Origin of the sequence: Aliivibrio sifiae, assembly GCF_002954705.1 — a bacterium.
GTDB lineage: Bacteria > Pseudomonadota > Gammaproteobacteria > Enterobacterales > Vibrionaceae > Aliivibrio > Aliivibrio sifiae_A.
In genome coordinates this window covers 1,312,749-1,331,278 of sequence record NZ_MSCO01000001.1, presented here as the reverse complement: position 1 = coordinate 1,331,278, position 18,530 = coordinate 1,312,749, and the positions used below count along the sequence as shown (strand labels likewise).

At 39.2% G+C, this 18,530-nt stretch carries 12 protein-coding genes; 1 reads left to right on the top strand and 11 read right to left on the bottom strand.

Going from position 1 to position 18,530, the window contains the following annotated elements; all coding sequences use genetic code 11:
• Nucleotides 1–20: 20 nt before the first annotated feature.
• From BTO22_RS05880 to BTO22_RS05845, 8 genes are all read right to left on the bottom strand, one after another.
• On the bottom strand, nt 21–1,166 hold the full coding sequence (locus BTO22_RS05880; protein ID WP_105054676.1) for an AAA family ATPase: 1,146 nt from the start codon (nt 1,164–1,166) through the stop codon (nt 21–23).
• 7 nt (nt 1,167–1,173) lie between these two features.
• Complete coding sequence (locus tag BTO22_RS05875) at nt 1,174–2,562, bottom strand: restriction endonuclease subunit S (protein ID WP_105054675.1); 1,389 nt, start codon at nt 2,560–2,562, stop codon at nt 1,174–1,176.
• Nucleotides 2,559–4,049 (bottom strand): class I SAM-dependent DNA methyltransferase, encoded by a 1,491-nt coding sequence (locus tag BTO22_RS05870; protein ID WP_105054674.1) that lies wholly within the window; start codon nt 4,047–4,049, stop codon nt 2,559–2,561. The genes BTO22_RS05875 and BTO22_RS05870 overlap by 4 nt, the downstream gene beginning before the upstream one ends.
• Nucleotides 4,050–4,130: 81 nt before the next feature.
• Complete coding sequence (gene hsdR / locus BTO22_RS05865) at nt 4,131–7,595, bottom strand: type I restriction-modification system endonuclease (RefSeq protein WP_105054673.1); 3,465 nt, start codon at nt 7,593–7,595, stop codon at nt 4,131–4,133.
• Between the two features lie 151 nt (nt 7,596–7,746).
• Nucleotides 7,747–8,640: a DUF7281 domain-containing protein gene (locus tag BTO22_RS05860; RefSeq protein ID WP_105054672.1), complete on the bottom strand. Its 894-nt coding sequence runs from the start codon at nt 8,638–8,640 to the stop codon at nt 7,747–7,749.
• The gene (locus BTO22_RS05855; protein WP_105054671.1) at nt 8,612–9,871 is read right to left on the bottom strand and encodes a hypothetical protein; all 1,260 of its coding nucleotides are present in this window, start codon (nt 9,869–9,871) and stop codon (nt 8,612–8,614) included. The genes BTO22_RS05860 and BTO22_RS05855 overlap by 29 nt, the downstream gene beginning before the upstream one ends.
• A gap of 2 nt (nt 9,872–9,873) precedes the next feature.
• Nucleotides 9,874–10,518, bottom strand: a complete 645-nt coding sequence (locus BTO22_RS05850; protein WP_105054670.1) for a condensin complex protein MksE — start codon at nt 10,516–10,518, stop codon at nt 9,874–9,876.
• Nucleotide 10,519: 1 nt separating this feature from the next.
• Nucleotides 10,520–14,266: an ATP-binding protein gene (locus tag BTO22_RS05845; RefSeq protein WP_181044570.1), complete on the bottom strand. Its 3,747-nt coding sequence runs from the start codon at nt 14,264–14,266 to the stop codon at nt 10,520–10,522.
• 193 nt (nt 14,267–14,459) lie between these two features.
• Here BTO22_RS05845 and BTO22_RS05840 point away from each other — a divergent pair, with 193 nt between their 5' ends.
• The gene (locus BTO22_RS05840) at nt 14,460–15,314 is read left to right on the top strand and encodes a WYL domain-containing protein (protein ID WP_105054668.1); all 855 of its coding nucleotides are present in this window, start codon (nt 14,460–14,462) and stop codon (nt 15,312–15,314) included.
• A 25-nt stretch (nt 15,315–15,339) separates the two neighbouring features.
• Here the strand turns inward: BTO22_RS05840 and BTO22_RS05835 are convergent, their stop codons facing one another.
• The 3 genes from BTO22_RS05835 to BTO22_RS05825 are packed head-to-tail and all read right to left on the bottom strand — an operon-like array spanning nt 15,340 to nt 18,474.
• A complete protein-coding gene (locus BTO22_RS05835) occupies nt 15,340–15,900 on the bottom strand; it encodes a hypothetical protein (protein ID WP_105054667.1) in 561 nt (186 codons plus the stop codon).
• Nucleotides 15,897–16,376: a hypothetical protein gene (locus BTO22_RS05830; protein ID WP_105054666.1), complete on the bottom strand. Its 480-nt coding sequence runs from the start codon at nt 16,374–16,376 to the stop codon at nt 15,897–15,899. The genes BTO22_RS05835 and BTO22_RS05830 overlap by 4 nt, the downstream gene beginning before the upstream one ends.
• On the bottom strand, nt 16,369–18,474 hold the full coding sequence (locus tag BTO22_RS05825) for a peptidoglycan DD-metalloendopeptidase family protein (protein ID WP_105054665.1): 2,106 nt from the start codon (nt 18,472–18,474) through the stop codon (nt 16,369–16,371). The genes BTO22_RS05830 and BTO22_RS05825 overlap by 8 nt, the downstream gene beginning before the upstream one ends.
• Nucleotides 18,475–18,530: the final 56 nt, after the last annotated feature.

Below are 18,530 nucleotides of genomic sequence, written 5' to 3'. Positions count from 1 at the left end.
TTTAATGCCCTCTTTAGCTATCAAATGATTGTTAATGTGGCAATTTCAGATGCCAGATTCTCAAGCATAGTATCTTCGTAGGCTTCACCAGGTCCCATGAATTTCAACTTGCGTTGCATCGATGGTATATCAAATAAACGAATGGCTTGAGTTGCGCCTGCTTTATTCTTATATAAATAAACAACGCCAGTTTTAGCCACTTCATCTTCCATGTAGTTAAGGATCATTGGGCTATGGGTGGTAACAATAACTTGGGTATTTGCTGCAACTAAGCTGTCCACCAGTTTTTCGATAAGCTCAGGGTTAACACCGTTTTCTATCTCATCAAGCAATAGCGCACTTTGCTTTTTAGTCAGTTGGGCAAAAATTGCCATAAAGCGAAGTAAACCATCGTTAATGTGCCTTGCTTCGGTTTTAATGGTTTTCTCACCAAACTTTTCTTCTATCTCAAGCCTTACTGTACCCGCAGACTTTTGGACAGTAGCGTCAACCTTAACCAAGTTTGGGTACAAGCCTTTAAGGGTTGCAACTAAGCTCGATTTCTCGTCTTTGTCCATATTGCTAATAAAGCTCGATAGCATCTTGCCACCCGCACCCAATGTTTTACCGCTGATGTGTTGGTCACGAAGCATATCGGGTGAAAGCATGTCTAATGCATTTAGCTCTTTGAAGAAATTTTTAAACTCTTCTAATTCAAACGGTAGCTGATTTTTTCTTAGTTGAGACAGAATCGAACCTTGATAATCAAAGGTAATAGGCGCTTGAATACCTTCTGTTGGTAGCGAGAACTTCCCATCAGCAACATTAAGCAGCGTTTTACCATTCCAAGTGATTTTCTCAGCCGTACAGTACAGATCTGTTCGGTTAAAACTGCCTTCCCAAATAACAGGCTTGCCTGCGAAATTAAGATCTACTGTAAAAGTAATATTGGATTGTTTAGTAAGCGTTGAATTAAGGTCTCGCGCACTCCACTGACGGCTTTCAAGCCATTCATCAATATCTCCACTCACCTGCTGAGAGAGAAAATCAATAAACTGCAATACCGTCGATTTACCTGAACCATTTAGGCCAACTAAACAGTTAAACTTGCTAAACGGCAGTGAAAAATCCACCAACGACTTAAAGTTGTTGGCTTTGATATTGACTAGTGAGAGTGATTGATTCATATCCGTCTTACCCTTTGTCTGCGACTTTGGCTTTGATTGCGCGTTTTTTAGTTGTCTTCTTTAGTTTATCTGCTTTTTGTTGCTGGGAAAGTCGTTCTTTCAAGATACGATCTAACAGTTGTTCCGCAGGTTCATCGTTTGGATCTTGTGGTACTAACTCACCTCGAAACGCTTTGGCTAGAATAGACTGAGTTAGGCGATCTAAACGAGCTTTCGCGTCTAGGTATTGTTTTTCGACTTTATCGGCTTTATGAAAGAGCTGGTTGATTTTTTCAACAACGGCTGATTGCTCTTCTGAGCTAGGTAAAGATATTTCAAATGACTTTAAATACCTTAAATTGACTCGCGGCCTCGTTGCACCATGCACCTGTTTTTTGATTTTTTCGTAAGTATGTTTACAGGCTAGCGAGTACATCAAATATTCAGGAGATACCATTTCTTTATTTGGTCGAATACAAAAACAATCGGCTTTGTTTATATACGTACCAAAACGTTCATCGAACAAACAAGTTCTTATCTCTTCATCTACGAATGACGAAAATAAAACATCATTATGTTCAATTGTATTCTTAATAAGGTCCTGATACTTAACTTCGCTAATAAACGTTTCTTTTGCTGAGTTAAATACTAAATGCCCAATATTTTCAAGCCTAGCGACTTTGATACCATTATCTGTATAGTCAGCTGTTTTTAGTTTTGAACCAAATGGACCATCAAACGCTCTATTGGACAAATCATCAATGGATACTGGTTGCCACGTATCCTTACTTAGCCCTTCTACCTCACGCCACTCTTTCGTCAACTCCCCAGACGTTGCAGCAGCCAATACCGATTGGCGGAAACGTTTTAGGATTGCTGGAATTTTATTTAAACGAGCTTGAGCTTTATCGACCTTGGCAAGAATAGAATCTAACTTGTTGGTAATGCGGATTTGTTCGTTTAGTGGCGGTAGCCAAATCGGGTACTCTTTAATTATTGTTTGAGAAATATTAGGCTGAGCACCACCTTTACCTCGCGCAATGAAACCTTCTTTTTCATTTTTTAAAAGGTAATACAAAAATATAGACGATAGAGAAGCGTTTGGAATAGCAACCCCGCATGCTTGATTAGTTGCTGCTTCAATATTCAATATTGAAGTTTTGCCAATCGTAGCTCCATACATAGCAATTGCAACTGAGTTTTTAGGGAACAGCTTAGCGCTGGAGTTTTTCAAACCTTCATTTGAAATATTCTCGCTAGCTTCTTCTAAATATCGTACTCCCAAATCTCCGGTTTTAATCCACGGAACATCCCCATTGTAATATGCTGTATTCTTGCGGCTTGGTGTACCACCAGAAGACCATTTTGCTACATTTCCAAGTGTCGTTTCAACCCACCCTTTCGGTAACTCACTCACAGATTCACCTCATCACTTTCCGCTGAATCTAAATCCACCAAAATCGCTTTTAGCTCTTCCATTGCGCCTGCCATTTCTAGCAACGCTTCATTGATCAATACATCTGGAGCAGGTAGTTTTGAGGCGTCTTCATTGTTTTCGTCACGGATCCAACTTAGATCTAGAGATTCATCTTTAGTTTTTATCTCATCGCGGCTAAAACAACGTAAACGACAAGCATCTGCATCGTCCTTGTGGTTGCTAACGAAGGCTTGACGAGCCGTTTCATCAACTTGAGTTAAGTCACTGCCTACCGCTTGGTAAAACTCTTCAAAGTGCTGTTTAGTCAGTACGGTACGCTTACCAAATTTTGGCATGTTTGAACGTAAGTCATACACCCACACATTCTTGGTTTGGCCTTTATCTTGTTTTACATCTTCTGATTTAGAGAAGAACAACACATTGGTTTTTACCCCTGCGGCGTAGAAAATCCCCGTAGGTAAACGCAGAATAGTGTGTAGGTTACACTTCTCCATTAAGTCTTTACGAATGGTTTGCCCTGTAGAGCCTTCAAATAACACATTATCTGGCAATACCACCGCTGCTCTGCCACCCGGTTTAAGCATTTTGTGGTACATCAAATGCAAAAATGCCAGCTGTTTGTTACTGGTGTAATGAACCAAGTCATCACGAGTTGGCACGCCACCACCTTGTTTAGTTCCAAATGGCGGGTTGGCTAAAATTAGACTCGCTGCTGGTAACGCTTTACCTTCGTTAGATAAAGTATCACCGTACAGAATGCCTGAGTTTTCATCATCAACCGCTAGGTCATGCAGCATTAAGTTCATCATCGCTAGGCGGCGCGTGTCTGGCACCAATTCCATACCAAAGAAAGTCTCGTGTTGATATTTGTCGTATGGCAGAGTATCTAACCCGTCAATATCATTGTGTTCTTTTAGATAGTTATGAGCACTGATCAAGAAACCACCGGTACCTGCGGTTGGGTCAACAATCACATCATCAAGGTTTGGCTTCATTAGCTCGACCATCACATCGATAAGTACTCGTGGTGTGAAATACTGTCCTGCGCCTGATTTTTTCTCACCTGCGTTGATTTCTAACAAGCCTTCGTACATGTCACCTAACCCTTCGGCTTTGGCGTTGTACCAATCAAGCTTATCAATTTCCACCACCAATTTATTCAATGTGGCAGGTTTGCGAATAACGGTATTAGCACCTTTAAAAATGGCTTTGGTGATCAGTGAGCCATTAGTGCCTAAATGAAGAAGTAACTGTTGGTACGCTTCTAAGCGAGTGGCTGAGTTATACGCTTCTAGGTTTTCCCAACGGTAGCCTTCTGGCAACAGTTCATCTTGGCCCGTTTCATCGACCATTTTTAGGAAAACCAAATACGTTAACTCATTAAGGTATTCGTGATAAGTCACGCCGTCATCTCGGAGTAAGTTACATAGATTCCACAATTTAGCGACGAGATCTTGAGTGCTCATTTATTACGTACCTTGTTATTAATGCAATGGCTTTTAATACAACAATCTAGCACTGTGTTTATGACAGAACTAGATTGATGATTAAGCCGTTTTTGCTTGCTGCTGCGACGCTGATTGTTGAGGCGCTAACCACAGTGCTTTATTAAATTGGAGTAGAACATCCTCAATAGGTTGTTCAAAGAGTTTATTGGCGCGTTTAATGCCACCTTGCTGCTGTTTAAAAATACCTTGGTCTAAGGCGGGTAAATCTACAATCGTGGTTGCCTTCATTTGTTTAGCAATAAGCTCTAACCATTTCTTTTGTGGTGTCTTCCACTGCTGGCTCGCTAACATGGTTTCGAGTGCTTTATCAACACGCAGTTCAAATGGAATAAGAGCCTCACCCAATGCGGCTTGACGAATAAAACCAATAATTTTGGCTGCTATGTCTTCATTTTTCACTTCATTCCACGCAACTTGCAGATCTTGTTCTCTAAAGCGGTTTTTTTCAAGCTCTAACGCTAACTCTTTTAGGCTTTTTCTTGTTAATTCCCACGGTTTTTGCACGACTGTTTGAATAGCAATCAATCTATTACTATTGGCTTTTACAAAATCGCTGAACGCTTGCAGATAATCGGCTGGTTTTTGTCCATCACCGTAACCTGTAGTGATGCCAGTAATTTCATCATCATGCTCAGAAATGATCACCGGTGGTCGATTTCCGCCCCCAGTGACTTTGGCATCCAATAACTCCCCCAACCCCGGATGATGAGTAAACCATTCGGCAACCTCATTTAAAGGACGGTTCTTTAAGTCTTGGATAAAATCTTCTGGCGATTGTCCAACGATGGTTTCAAAGTTTTCACGTTGAGCATCGGTTAAGTGACGGCGCTTAACTTGCAACTTAGCAATAAATTGATTTCTAGCCAGTGTTTGTAGCTCATCTTCGTCAACTTGCTTCATTTCGTTTTCAAGTTCAGTAAAGGTCACATTCACGTTTGTAACGACTGGCTTCATGCTGTTGACGTCTTCTAACTGGGTATAAATATCCACGGCGTCATAAATTCTAAACGGCCCTTTACCTATTTCATCACACAAACGCGTTGCGCGGCCTAACATCTGCTCAAACAAAATACGGCTATTTACTCGGCGTAAAAAGACAAGATTACAGATCTTTGGTACATCCACCCCTGTAGTTAATAAATCAACCGTCACTGCAATATTAGGTAGACGGTCATTTTTAAACAGACGGATTTTTTCTAGCGGTTTATCACTGGCTCCGGTGATTTTTTGAATCGCATCGTCTTCCACTTCACCATGATAATGTTCACAGGCTTCTTTTAGGGCTTCGACCACTTGATCTGCATGTTTGTCTGTGACACAAAATATTAAGGTTTTCGCTTCTGAGTATGGGTTAATCGAATCACTCTCAATCAACCATTTAGTCACTTGCTTAGTAAAACTTGGGCTAATGACTTTACGGTTAAACTGCGAGACATCAAAATCGAGTTCATCGGGAGTATTGTATTTTTCTATCGTGTTGTCTTCTACGTTGTAAGCTTGTACTTCTTCATTGACTTCGTAATGAATGCCCTGCTCTGCCAGCTTAGTATAAATGCGAACAGGCGGAAGATGATCATTAAGATAACCATCTAACACCGCTTCGGTATAGCTGTAACTAAAGATTGGCTCACCAAAAATATCGACGGTGTGTAGTGCTGGTGTTGCGGTTAATCCTATCTTGAATGCATCAAAATATTCTAATACCGCGCGATACTTAGATTGATAATCCTTTTGATCACGAAACTCTAATTCGGTGTCACTTAATATCCTATCAAGCAGGTAACCACGGTGACATTCATCGACAACGATACAGTCATATTGACCGACACCCGGTTTGGTATCACCATCGTTCGGGTACAAAATACGTTTAACCAAGCCTTGGACTGTTGCCACATGAACCTTGGTATCATCTTCTGGTTTGGTAATGGGTGATTTATCTGCTTCCATGCCAATGACATCAAAGGTATCTGCAAAGGTATTTAGGTTTTCTAGGCGTACTTCGCCAAAGTCAGTCGTGGCTTGTACACCAAGGGCTGAGCGATCGACAAGAAATAGAATACGGCGGAAACGTTCGGCTTTGAGCAAGCGATATACCAATGCTATACACGTTTTGGTTTTACCGGTTCCTGTTGCCATCGCTACCAACGCTTTGGTTTTTCCTTGTTTGATGGCTTCTTCAACTGACTTAATCGCTTCTACCTGATAATCACGTAGCTTTAAATCATAATCAAATCCCATTTGATCCAGTTCTTGCTCAGCCTGCTGTGGCGTTTGTCTTAAGTAGGTTTTGATTTCTTGAGGGGTATACCAACCTTTCAGGGCACGACGTCGGTTAGTGCTATCGCGCACATCTAAAAACCAGATACCACTTTCGTCTTCTAGCTGTTCTAAATAGGGACGACCATTGGTAGCAAACACAATCGGGACTTGAAACTCACCGTAGGTCGTTTCTATTGCGATTCCACCTTTATCGGTTAACCCTTTTGCATAACGCTTAGCTTGGTCTATTGCGCCATAAACATTCTTAGCACTCTTTTTGGCCTCTACCACCGCAACAGGCGTTAAACCCATGAATAAAACATAATCCGCTGGGCCTGATGAGGTTGGCCATTCAGCAATAGCGCGGTTCTCATTGGCTACGGGTCTAGAGCCTTTTGAGTATCTTAAATTAACCGTATCAGCTTTCCATTGAGCGTCATTAAGCTGCTCGTCAATAAGTACACGAGTCTCTTCTTCATTGAGTTCTAGGCACGATTTTTCAACTTGCTCAATAACCTTGGCTTGCGTTGGTTTGTCTTGTTGATTGAAGTTGGCTAAATAGGCTAAATTGGCCTCGTCCATCTTTTTACGGTAACTAGCTAATGTTGATTCGTGTTCAGTTGCCACCTCTTCCCAAAGCAGGCTTTCCGCCTGCATTTGATCTGCACGATGTTTCAAAGCTTCTGCTTTTTCTGCTTCAACTTGTTTGAGCTCTTCAGCAACTTGGAGGCGTTCTGAGGTTCGTTTCTGGGTGACTTCTAAAGCTTGTAGTTTGTCTTCAAGTTGACGCACATGTTCTGAAGGATCTTCTGGTTTTATAAAAGGTTCTGGCTTAAACCCTTTGGCATGAGAGCCACCAAATAAAGTGTGGTACCAAGCACTAAGTGCATGTCCTAACACTAATGCTTTAAGTGCGTCTCGGTGACTTGAAGAAGTGAAGTCATGATTAGCGGTATTGCCAAGCTTTCTAATGGTGTGGAAAGAGTCGTTGATACGAGGGTCAAGTGTTAACTTGTATTCGAGATTACGCAGCAAGTCGATCTGTTTTATATCTCGTCCGTTTTCATCACGGCCATACTCAACCCCAACACGGGCAGCCACGTTTTGTGCTAATGCTTCACCTAGTTGGCGTATCTTAACTAGGGTGGTATTTGGATCAGGGACATAACATTGCTCTGCTCGGTTAGCTAACCTAAACAGTAATTCATCATGATGCTTTAAAAATTCAAAATTACTCTTTTTCACTCAAAAGTCCCTTTTCGCTAATTTTAGCCAACGGTTAATACAACTAAGTTATCATAATACTACTTTTAATACTGTTAGTTAATTCATAGAGTTAACACAGTTCATAGATTAATCTGAATACTCTTTTCTATTCTGTTGTTCAGCCCTAATGTCAGCTGACATCGGTCCAATTTAATGGCGTACTTAATAATTCGATATCATGTGCAATTAAACTTTCTTGAGTAACCGAAAGTTCATAGCTCTGCAAGTTTAACGTTGCTTGATGGATGACGGTTTCAAAATCTCGGCAGGAATCGCCGGTCTTAATCAGTAGGTGTGTACCTTCGATATACTGCTTAGCATAATTCTCTTTACTGGTTAAACGTTTGAGCTGTTTATTTGCAAAACTGGGGGTAATGATACTCGCTTGGCAGTTCACATATTTCATATAGGCGTTGATAAGCTTCATTCCTGAGAAGTCATAATCAAAGTAGAATCCAACCTGCGCTTTAGGTTTAAGGCTTTCTAATAATAATTTGATTTGCTTCTGACTTTCACCGTGACCTCGATAAACCAATAGAGTATCTATTTTCCACGCTTCCGGTAGTGTTTCAATAAAGCGGCTACTTTGCACTAGAAGTTCTGAGTTCTCTATTACCATTAGCTTGTCGATCTTATCGGTAACAATATTTTCAAAAGGAACAGAAATGATCGCTTTGATACCTTTAGGAATAATACCCGAGGTTAAATGAAGATCACAAAGCGGTACGATGGAAAGAAGAGCTTCAAAGACTCCTCCTTTTGCAGATTTCTCATCTTTAGATACTTTCGAGGCATCAATCCGGTTTGACTCATACGTAAACGATCGTAATGAAGCACCTAGTAATTCATCATAATAACGTTCTATTTCAGATAGTTCGCTATGCTTAATAACGTATTGACCATTGGATTTATAATGTTCGATACCTGTTTCATTCACGAGTTGGTCAGACGCTTTAGAGACAGAAAACATTCTTAATCGCAAGGTTACGATCTTCTTAGCCAGCATAGTGACTTTGATATTCATTCGATTTCCTTACAAATTTAATGTCCGTCACTTGCAGGTTACCATTCATCGGCATGGAAACTTGAGAGTCATATTCAATATAATATTCCGACATAGAAGCCTTACCCTGCGCGCTAATGTAGGTTGCAATAAGCATGAGCCATTCATCAACAGGTATGTCTAATTCTAGTCGTTCTTGAAGATCTACAGATGAGGTAATATCATCAGTGATAGCTCCTGCCCCAAGAGCAGAGAAAAGATCTTCGAGGGTTTCATCAATTTCATCAATTTCGATTGACTTAGTGACTCCTCGGCTATCTTCAGTCGCGCTCGATTTCTTTTCTACAGGTTCAGATTTACTATTCTGAGATTGTCTGGCGACAGATTGAATAATGTCATATAGGTCCTCGCAATCAAAGTTAGTATAAATCGAAGGATATCCACCTATTTCCAAGACACCGCCAACCCGTAAGCTTTCTGGTAAGTCATCAGGGTCAACAAGCGGATTTGAAAATACACCATTATCACCGAACAGGATTTTAGAACTATCTATAAGTCGATTTTTCTTCTTTCGCTCTTCGTTGCGTTGGACTTTAAGAAGCATTTCCACTAATTTTCGATTAGAAACACCAATATCGCTCAGCGCTTCATCGACACTTGCCTTTAGCCGTTTCATGATCAGACTTTCAAGGCGCAGGTCAGTCACTACCCATTCACGTAAATTCTTAACTGAGAGTTTTTCGAGAATATCATTAAGCCTAACCACTTCGTTTTTACATCGAGTGATCTGATGAATCTTACTGTCAACATCATAGACCGTTGAAAACTCATCGTTAACCACATAGTGAAACATCTGCATAGCTTCGGTGAGTGCATCAATCATCTCTACGACGATATCACGCACTTCCTCAAATGCTTCTTCGTGCATAGTATCGTTATGCTTCGTCGCACGGTAGTGCTCGATCGCAAAATCAATGGACTCAATAAAACCAGAGAACTCACCATGCTTCTCTCTAAATCGGATGCGAGAGGTCGCGCGATTAAGTACTCTCTTCACAGATGAGTGGATCTGAACGCTTACCTCGTCATCAGTGAGATAAGCAAGCTTAGACGAAAGGAGAGCCTTAGATACCGCTTCACTCTCTTCAGTGTTGGGGATGATCCCCCCATTTTCATAACACGCCGAATCAATGGCTTCCCAATGATTACTGAGTGCTGAAAGTGCGCGTTTTGATTCGTGCTGTCGATTCATACTTAGAGCTCTAACTGTTGTTGAGATTCTTCAAGGATAGTCTGATCGTTTTCAATGCTTTCAGGATCTTGTCGTTGAATGTAAAACTCGAGCGCATCGTAAACAAATGACCATTTGGCAGTCGCCTCATAAACTGAACCTGTAGTATTTAACTGAACAAAGTAGCCTGAGTCGGTAAGATAGTTAAGAACTGAAGTCAGCTTCTTTTTTACCTCACGAGATTTCATAGAACGACCAAGCTTATTCGCAATTGAAGTAAGCTGTTCAGCAAGAGGTCTAGAGGTTTCAATAGCAGCAAGTAACTCTGACTCAGTAATTCTTTCTCCAGCACTGATTGGGTTTGAGTTTTCATTAATGTTTCGTGCAAAACATAACCAATCTACGAGAGTCGATAGTTCGCCTTCAATTTTCTTGAACTGCGCAGCCACACGACGCTTCTTTCCGCTGTCATCTAGGTTCAAATACACCATGAGATAACCAAGGTTATCACTTGTTTTTGCTAGCGAACGGCCTATTTGACGTAGATATTGATCAACCTCACTTCGCTTGATGTTATCAGTTAAGAATGCAAACTCAGCACTATAAGCTGTTCTGCAAATCACTTCGTCTTGCATCAGGAGTTCAACGGTTCTTTCAAAGCCAGACATATCAAGCCTCCTTTTCTTTATGGGTATTAACTACCGAGAATAATCGGCTCGATTCCTGATTTTTACGCACATCTACATAGGTCATTATCCCGTAACGGCGATCAATATGAAGTTTGTTCACATAATACTTTAGCGTTTCCCTTCGATAGTTAGGCTCAGCCGTGATAAGCGTGATGCCTTTTTCCGACATCATATTGAACAAAAGTCTCGTGTTAGAAAGCGAAATTTTACCTAACTCGTCAACAGGCCAATGGATTACTGTTTGTGGATCTGGACATAAATAACGAACCATGCCACAAAACACTACGATAACGGCGAGTTTAGATATTCCCTCACTACTTACCCCTGCTAAATCAGAATCATTGCGTATAGTTCTCTCTGTACCGTTTTCAGTCATATGAATTTCTAGATCAACTAGTGAGCTTAAACTGGTGCTGAGTTTAAGGAGTGATAGTGAACGATATGCTGACTCAAAGTTATTAATAAACGCATCACTTGGGACTGTTGCTGTTGTCGCTTCTGCCCATTTCTCCCATTCATGGTTAAATGTTCCAAGCGAATTCCAACTCTCAAATTTCTCGATTTTGCTGACAACGCCAAGTTGCACATCTTCAATCGCAGGAAACGGGTTTGACGTCCCTACCGAACGACCAAGCAGATTCGATACATTACGGATCTTCTTGTTCATATCTTCAAGCGTGAGATAGAAATTAGAATACTTCATCGATACAGAACGGATCGCTTCAAGAATGATCGATTGTTTCTCTGGGATCACAATATTAATTAATTGATCAAGCGACGGCAATAATGCAATTTTCAAATCACTACCAAAGGCTCTTTCCGGAGAATCCTGCTCTAATTCTTGTTTACGCTTACGCTTAACCTCTTCCCAGAACTGGGAGATATCATTTGTGGTTCCGAGTTCACTTAACACCTCAGTAACCTTATCTACGCTCTTAATAATTGCGTCACGGTTCGAACTAATTTGTTTCACTAACCCCCTAGACTGGTCGATTGTAACCTCAACACTCACTAGCTCCGGAACGATCTCTTCAGTAACGTACTTTTGTAAAATGATGTCCTTCAATCGAGTCGCAGCTTTCTCTAATTCATCTGCGTTAGTATTACAGCAATGGCTTTCTTGGCTCAACCGAGTGGTTTTGCTTTTATACAATTTTTCGTCTTCAGCTTTCTTTTTCACGTGACTTTCAATTAAGCGAACAACCTCTTTTTGGTGATCGTTAAAGTCTTTTTCCTGACGAGTCAATATGTCAACACGACTCCAATCCTTAATAAGCCAAGTGTTGTATTCAGAGATAATATCATGTGATTTTTCAATACAATCAATACGATACTCGAGATTACTAACAATTTCTCTCGCCTTTGAAATAACCTCTGAGTCAATCCCATAAGACTTTAACTTATCGGCATGAGCGCCTTTAAGCTGATATATACGTTGATTCGTTACTTTCTTGTTATTTTTAACACTTTCTTTAAGGCCATCGATCACCGCTTCGATTTCTGATTCTTTAAGTGTCGCATCGGATTCAATTTGTAGAATCGTATTGTTGTGAGTGTTCGTTACATTAGCAATGTTATCATCGTGCTCTGTTGAAATACTGCTAACTGTAAGTTCACACTCGTTCATGAACTTCTTCGCAGCCATACTCCGCTTGCGTGCTTCTTCTTCAAATATTTGCTTGTTAGTGTCCAGCTGAAACTGAAATTGCTTCACGTTCTCGTTGTGCTTCTTAATGACATCGCTTTTCATTAACACCATTTGTTTAAAACCTATAAGCTCGTTATAGACTTCTTTAGCTCGGCGCTCGTGATCTTTTTCAATTTTCGTCGTACTTGCAATTTTAGCTTCTAGTGTTTGTAGATCATCAATTAACTGCTCTTCTTCTCGAAAGAGCTCAGAGTTAATACTAGATAAATCTAGTTGAATACCATAAATCAAATGTTGGTTGTATTCACAATTATCACCCCACTGCGGAGACAGTTTGGTATTGGATAATAGCGCTGGATTGATAGTTTTACCTAAGGTTGACTTCCAATCTGCTACTTCATTATTCAAAAACGCTGCAAAAGTATTTGACGCAGGATTCAAGATTTCTTGAATCTTATTGATCTTTTCTTGATAACGAGCTTTCGTCTTTACTGCCGTATCAATATCATTAAGGAGGTCTTTATGAACTTTAGTAAGCGAAATTACCTTATCATTGGCAACGCTTAGATTTTGGTGTTCTTCATCAATATCTTCTCGAATCGAGTTGATTTTCTGTTGATACGATTCAAGCTCATTCTTGTTTTCTTGAGTAATATTACCAGCACACACAACGTTAACCTTAGCATCTGCTAGGTTGCTAGTCGCTTTCCCACTTAGGTCTCGGTACTTCTTGTTAATATCACCAATATTCTTGAAATGCTGAGATTCTGCTTGTTTCACAATCGCTTTAGTGCCGTCTTGATACTTTCGTAACTCTTCTTTGTGCCAATCGATCTTTTCAGAAATATCGATTGCCATTTTTAGATGCTGATTATTGATCTTTTGAAGTTCAGATTCTAATTGTTTCTCTTCTGAATCAAAGCCTTCACTAAGCATCTTTAAGTGCTCGACCGCTTGTTTGTGCTGAGTACGAATTACCTCTGATTGCTCTCTCTCAGTAATCACTTTTTGAATATTTTCTTTTGTCTCAAATCGGTCACGTGTTCGATGAATTGATGTAAGATCACGGTCAATCGACTGCAGATTTTTGTTGATATCATTCAATGATTCATTGAGTTCTAAGCGACGCACCTCAACTTTTTCTTTGAATTCTCTTAGCTGCTTTTGTGCCTTATCTAATTGTTCCAATATTCCAGCTCTACGCTGAATTTCACTATCACGTTTGGCAAGCATCTGATTAAGGATAATTGCTGCTTCACTGTATAAATCATCCATGCGCTGACTAAGCATTAATGCATTATCAAACGTCTTTTTATGCTTTTCTAGTTCACGAATGGCTTTTAGGGCGTCAAGATGATCAATATCTGCTTTACTGTAAGGCGATTTTGAAAGTGACACCTGAGGAGCGATAAATGCATCGGTAATCATATGTCGGAAGTTATCAAGCATGTTGTTGTTACGCATCATTGTCGATACTAGAACATCAATATGTAACATTGAATGTTCAGGATCGCACAGTGAATAACGCTGCGCAATGGTGAGTAGCTGACCATTGGAGTTACGTCGTTTACCAAGCTGAGGGCGATTATTCTGGATAACAAATCGGTAGTCTTGAGTCGTAGTGATTGGTTGACTCACATCCACTTGTTTTTTTATATGCTGTGATAACCAATCTCGCGTACTTTCATAATCGTTATCAAGTGCACTAATGTTTTCTTGCGATAGTAAATCTTCAGCAGATATATCAGCAAAACGGTAAGCAATACCACTTGAACCATTCTTGTAGATAAAGGCTACTTTGGGCTGCCCTTTTTTTAAATATTCGTAAGCAATAAATGACTTGCTTTGTGGTAGATAAAACTTAGCAAAAGGAAGTTTCCCTGCATCCCTATCAACAAGTTTGCTCGGCTCTGCACCATAGAAAGCACCATAAAGACTGAGTGTGGTTGACTTACCATCTCCGTTTTCTCCGGTAAATAGCGTGTGACCATCAGATTTTATTTCAACAAGTCGATTTCCAAAGTGTGATTTGTTAACAATGACTCTTACGAGCGTATTTTTATGCTGTGATATATCCATGTCCCTACTCCGTGTTTTAGCGTTATACGTTCTTGTTAAGATGTTTTGCATCACCGCTATCACCAGTGAACTGAGTAGGTCAATCTAAGTCATACTCTGAAACAATCCAATCAATATCCACAATAAATATATGTACTTTTTATATACATGTATATACTGTACACATCAACATGTAACATTTGTGAGCAGGAACATGATTCAAGTAGATATAAAGTGGGATCAACAAGTAAGATTTCGACTAATTGAAATTATTGCTCTGTGGGAAGGTCGGCTGACAACAAATCACCTATGTGACGCTTTTCATATAGGCCGCCAACAAGCTTCTAGAGATATTAATAAGTACATTAGTCTTACAGGCCAAGATCAATTGATCCTTGATAGAACAATTAAGGGTTATAGGCCAGCAGATAGCTTTAAGCCTCGGTTTACTCAAGGTACTGCTCATGAATACCTTATGCTTCTCCATCAACAGTACAACCAAGAAGAAACATTTGAATTCTTTAATTGGGGGGAAGCTCAATCGACGGTATTGAATGTTCCTGAAAGGGCTGTATCACCAAGAATCGTTCGAAGTTTAATTGCTGCCGCAAGAGCTAATCTTCGCGTGGATATTGACTACGTGTCGCTTTCTACACCTGAAGTTCGAGGCCGTATAATTACACCTCATAGCTTGGTCTATGATGGTATTAGATGGCATGTAAGAGCATTTTGTGAAGATAGAAGTAGTTATCGCGACTTCGTATTAAGCCGCTTTAGGAACGAACCTGACTTAATGGATAAATCACCAAATACGCGAGAATATGATGATGATTGGAATCACCAAGTGAAGTTAACGATTACACCTAATCCCTACTTATCTGAAAAACAACAATGTATCGTTGCTGACGATTATGCTATGGAAAATAAAGAGTTAGAAATCACAACTCGGAAAGCTTTACTGCACTACTACTTACGTCGTATGGGAACAACACAAGATAAAGGGTTACTACAAAAAGAACCGGAAGTTCATCAATTAACCGCACGTTTTGACATAAATAGTACTCAATGATGATTGGATTTATAAATAAGAAGATCTAAACACTTTTATTCATAACACATTGACCTAGCATTTGACTAAACGTTTTCTCATCAATCTCTTTTTTGTCATTATGAATAAGTGAATACCCTTTATTTGACACATAATTAAAATTAAATACGTCGGACTTACTTTCTGAATACTTATAAACTAATTGAGTATTTTCTCTGCTTAACTGATTGATTCCACAAATATACCTCTTATCTGAATTAACCCTTAAGCCTGTTATTTCAAAATAAATGTATTCATTAACCTGCGCTAAATGCTGATTATATGTATAAACCATAGATAAACTATTACGTCCATTTTGTTCCGTAACAATCAGATCTTCTATACCATCAAAATTCACATCTAATAAAGTGTATTTATAATCAAGAAAATCAGACTCAACCTCTGACTCTAATTGCTGAGTTTTACCATCAGAAAAAGAAAATAAGATTATTCCTTGTTCAAACTTTACATTATCAATATTCATCTCATAAGAAAAAGCCGAGCATGATACTAAAAGTAAGGCAAAAAAATTAGCTTTTAACAGAAAGCCCCACAGGTACTTCATCATTCTTTTTTATCTAATTTACTTCGAATATAATCTTCTACTTCATGAGCTTGATTTTCTGAAACTCCCTTCTTGCAAATTAAGCCTCTTCCTTCGTCACCTACATTCTCTAAATTAACAAAATAAATCGATGCGTTTTTATCTAAAGAAAATGAGTAGTAACGACCTTCAGAAACTAAAACCTTAAAACGGCCAGAGCTTGAAATTGACACATTATTGTTAGATATTTCTTTTCTAGTAATGAAAAGATCATTATGGACAATAGATATTTCATTATTTTCAATGCTTAAATTTACAATTCCATCATATCCATCATCGTCGTCATCTTGGCTTGGCCAATCTTGCTTATTTTCATTCCCAATGTTCGAATCAATACACTGATACGTAAATTGATAGTTTTCATCTTGTGCATAAGTATTAGAACTTATTAGAGCAAATAACATCCAATAAAACACTTTGTTATATTTCATATTATCCAATATCTCCACTCCATTTAAAGGAACTTATTCCCTTATAACTTTTATGATTAGTTTTAGCGACAACTGATTGTTTCTCTTTATCGCTAACTGATTGCTGCTCAATATACTTAAAATCAACAAAAAAACCTGGATTAATTTTAGTATTAGAATTCCCGTACTCATGCTCACTAGATACTTCAAAGTGAAGATGAGGCGCTTTGGTTCCTGTTTTTATTCCAGAAACTCCCGATTTTGCAATTATCTGCCCTTTTTGCACTTTATCTCCAGCTTTAAAAACTGAGCCTGTTTCTGGATTTATTTCTATTGAATTTAAATGCATGTAAGCAAAACGTAAACCATTTTCTCGTACATTAACATCTTTTCCTTCTACATCTTCTGTCCTATTAGGTAAAGAATGCACTTTATACTCTAATTTTTCGTTCCATATCCGTTGAACAAACTCTTTTTCATCAATTTTCAAAACAATAAGATTACCATTAGAACTTGAAAAACGAACATGTTGAATAACTGCATCAACACAAGCATAAACATCCGTTCCAATTTCAGCAAAGAGGTCTAATCCACGATGCGGGCGATTAACTTCACGTCGCATATCTTCACCAAATAATCCCCAATAAGCACATTCTCCTCCATTTTGATAATGATTTGTGCTCATAGGGTTTTTAATTGGATCACACCAATGTCTTTCTATTTCTAATTTCCCTACATTCACAATAGGTGTATTAGCTGGAATATTTTTATCGTTTAATGCAGCCACCACAAAGGCGTTTAATAGCCTTTTGCTCATAGAACTAAAGCTGTTCACAAAGCTTGATACTTGTCCTATATGCGTTAATACAATGGGCGGCAAGGTTACTCTTTGCGCTTTATCTTGAGCCTGTTGAGGGGCGTTTATACATAATTCATCACCCACTTTTAACGCTGATGGGTTATCTTCAAACATCGAATTTAAAGTAAGTAGTTCTTTAGGTGCCATGCAATGTTGCTTGGCTATTTCATCCCACGTTTCTCTATTGCCATCTCCATTTAAAACAACAATGTGGGCGGGAATGTGGGTTGATTCATCTTTATTCGATTCAATAATAAGCGTGTCGCCTATTTGTATTTGCCCTTCTTTTCCTTTGTATTGAGGGTTTAATTCAACAAGGCTTTCAAGCGTTGTTCCTTGCTGGTGGGCTATTTTTGATAATGAATCATTGGGCTGAATTACATAGGTTACTTCATCGCCCTCTGTTTTTTCACGAGCTAATGCATTTTCATTTTTTGATTTAACAATGGTTTCTACGTCTAATAGACAAGCATTTTCGTCTAGCCAAGTTGCATTTAGCTCTGCAAACTCTTCTTGTGTCATTTTCTGTGGTAAGTACAACAAATGCTGTCTCGTCACTGGTGCGTTATTTACCTTCCAAGGGAGAAGGATAAAGTTGTATTGATGATCAGATAAAAGCGATGAGCTTAATTGCTCTGCACTTGATTGAGTTGCAAAAAAAGTAGACGCATCGTTACCTACAATTTGATATTCATGTGTTAATTTTTCATCAATAAAATGGTAATAAAATCCGGTAGTTGGCCAACCAAGTTGCTCACCCACTTGAACAGCGGTTTTAATAGGAACAAAAGATTCGGTATGCGTCCCCGAGCCTTTTTTAACTGGATTAACGTCTTGGAAGGCAAGTGCGCTACCACTTGATTGAAAAAACTCTCGATAAAGCGCTTTAGGCTCATTAACCATGACGGAAGCCGTTAATAAGGTAAACCCGGTTTGCGATGCGGATTTCTTCCACGAACTGATGACGGCTTCATCGTCCGTTTTCCCTAGTGAAAAGGCACCTATCTGATAAGTCACGATATCTTCTTGCGCACACGCAATTTCAATATTGTATTCATAGGCTGCAACGGGGGGGCTTTTTTCTGCTACAGGTTCATTATGGGGTTGTTCTTTCTGTTCTGGCGTAAGAAACCCATCTTCAACCGGTTTATAAAAGGCATTTATGTATTTGGATTGTGCTTTCGGTTTGGTTATTTCTTCTCCCAAAGCATCTAACTCTACAAAATCACCTATTTTTTCATCCCACGCTTTCATCTTAAGTCTCATCATTACAAAAAACGTTTAAAATAATAACGTAGAATTCAAGTGCATTTTTACTGAATGAA

What these genes read in the sequence shown, in the direction of transcription:
- BTO22_RS05880 (WP_105054676.1), bottom strand. Translation starts at nt 1,166, where the DNA reads ATGAATCAATCACTCTCACTAGTCAATATCAAAGCCAACAACTTTAAG.
- BTO22_RS05870 (WP_105054674.1), bottom strand. Translation starts at nt 4,049, where the DNA reads ATGAGCACTCAAGATCTCGTCGCTAAATTGTGGAATCTATGTAACTTA.
- BTO22_RS05860 (WP_105054672.1), bottom strand. Translation starts at nt 8,640, where the DNA reads ATGAATATCAAAGTCACTATGCTGGCTAAGAAGATCGTAACCTTGCGA.
- BTO22_RS05855 (WP_105054671.1), bottom strand. Translation starts at nt 9,871, where the DNA reads ATGAATCGACAGCACGAATCAAAACGCGCACTTTCAGCACTCAGTAAT.
- BTO22_RS05850 (WP_105054670.1), bottom strand. Translation starts at nt 10,518, where the DNA reads ATGTCTGGCTTTGAAAGAACCGTTGAACTCCTGATGCAAGACGAAGTG.
- BTO22_RS05845 (WP_181044570.1), bottom strand. Translation starts at nt 14,266, where the DNA reads ATGGATATATCACAGCATAAAAATACGCTCGTAAGAGTCATTGTTAAC.
- BTO22_RS05840 (WP_105054668.1), top strand. Translation starts at nt 14,460, where the DNA reads ATGATTCAAGTAGATATAAAGTGGGATCAACAAGTAAGATTTCGACTA.
- BTO22_RS05835 (WP_105054667.1), bottom strand. Translation starts at nt 15,900, where the DNA reads ATGATGAAGTACCTGTGGGGCTTTCTGTTAAAAGCTAATTTTTTTGCC.
- BTO22_RS05825 (WP_105054665.1), bottom strand. Translation starts at nt 18,474, where the DNA reads ATGATGAGACTTAAGATGAAAGCGTGGGATGAAAAAATAGGTGATTTT.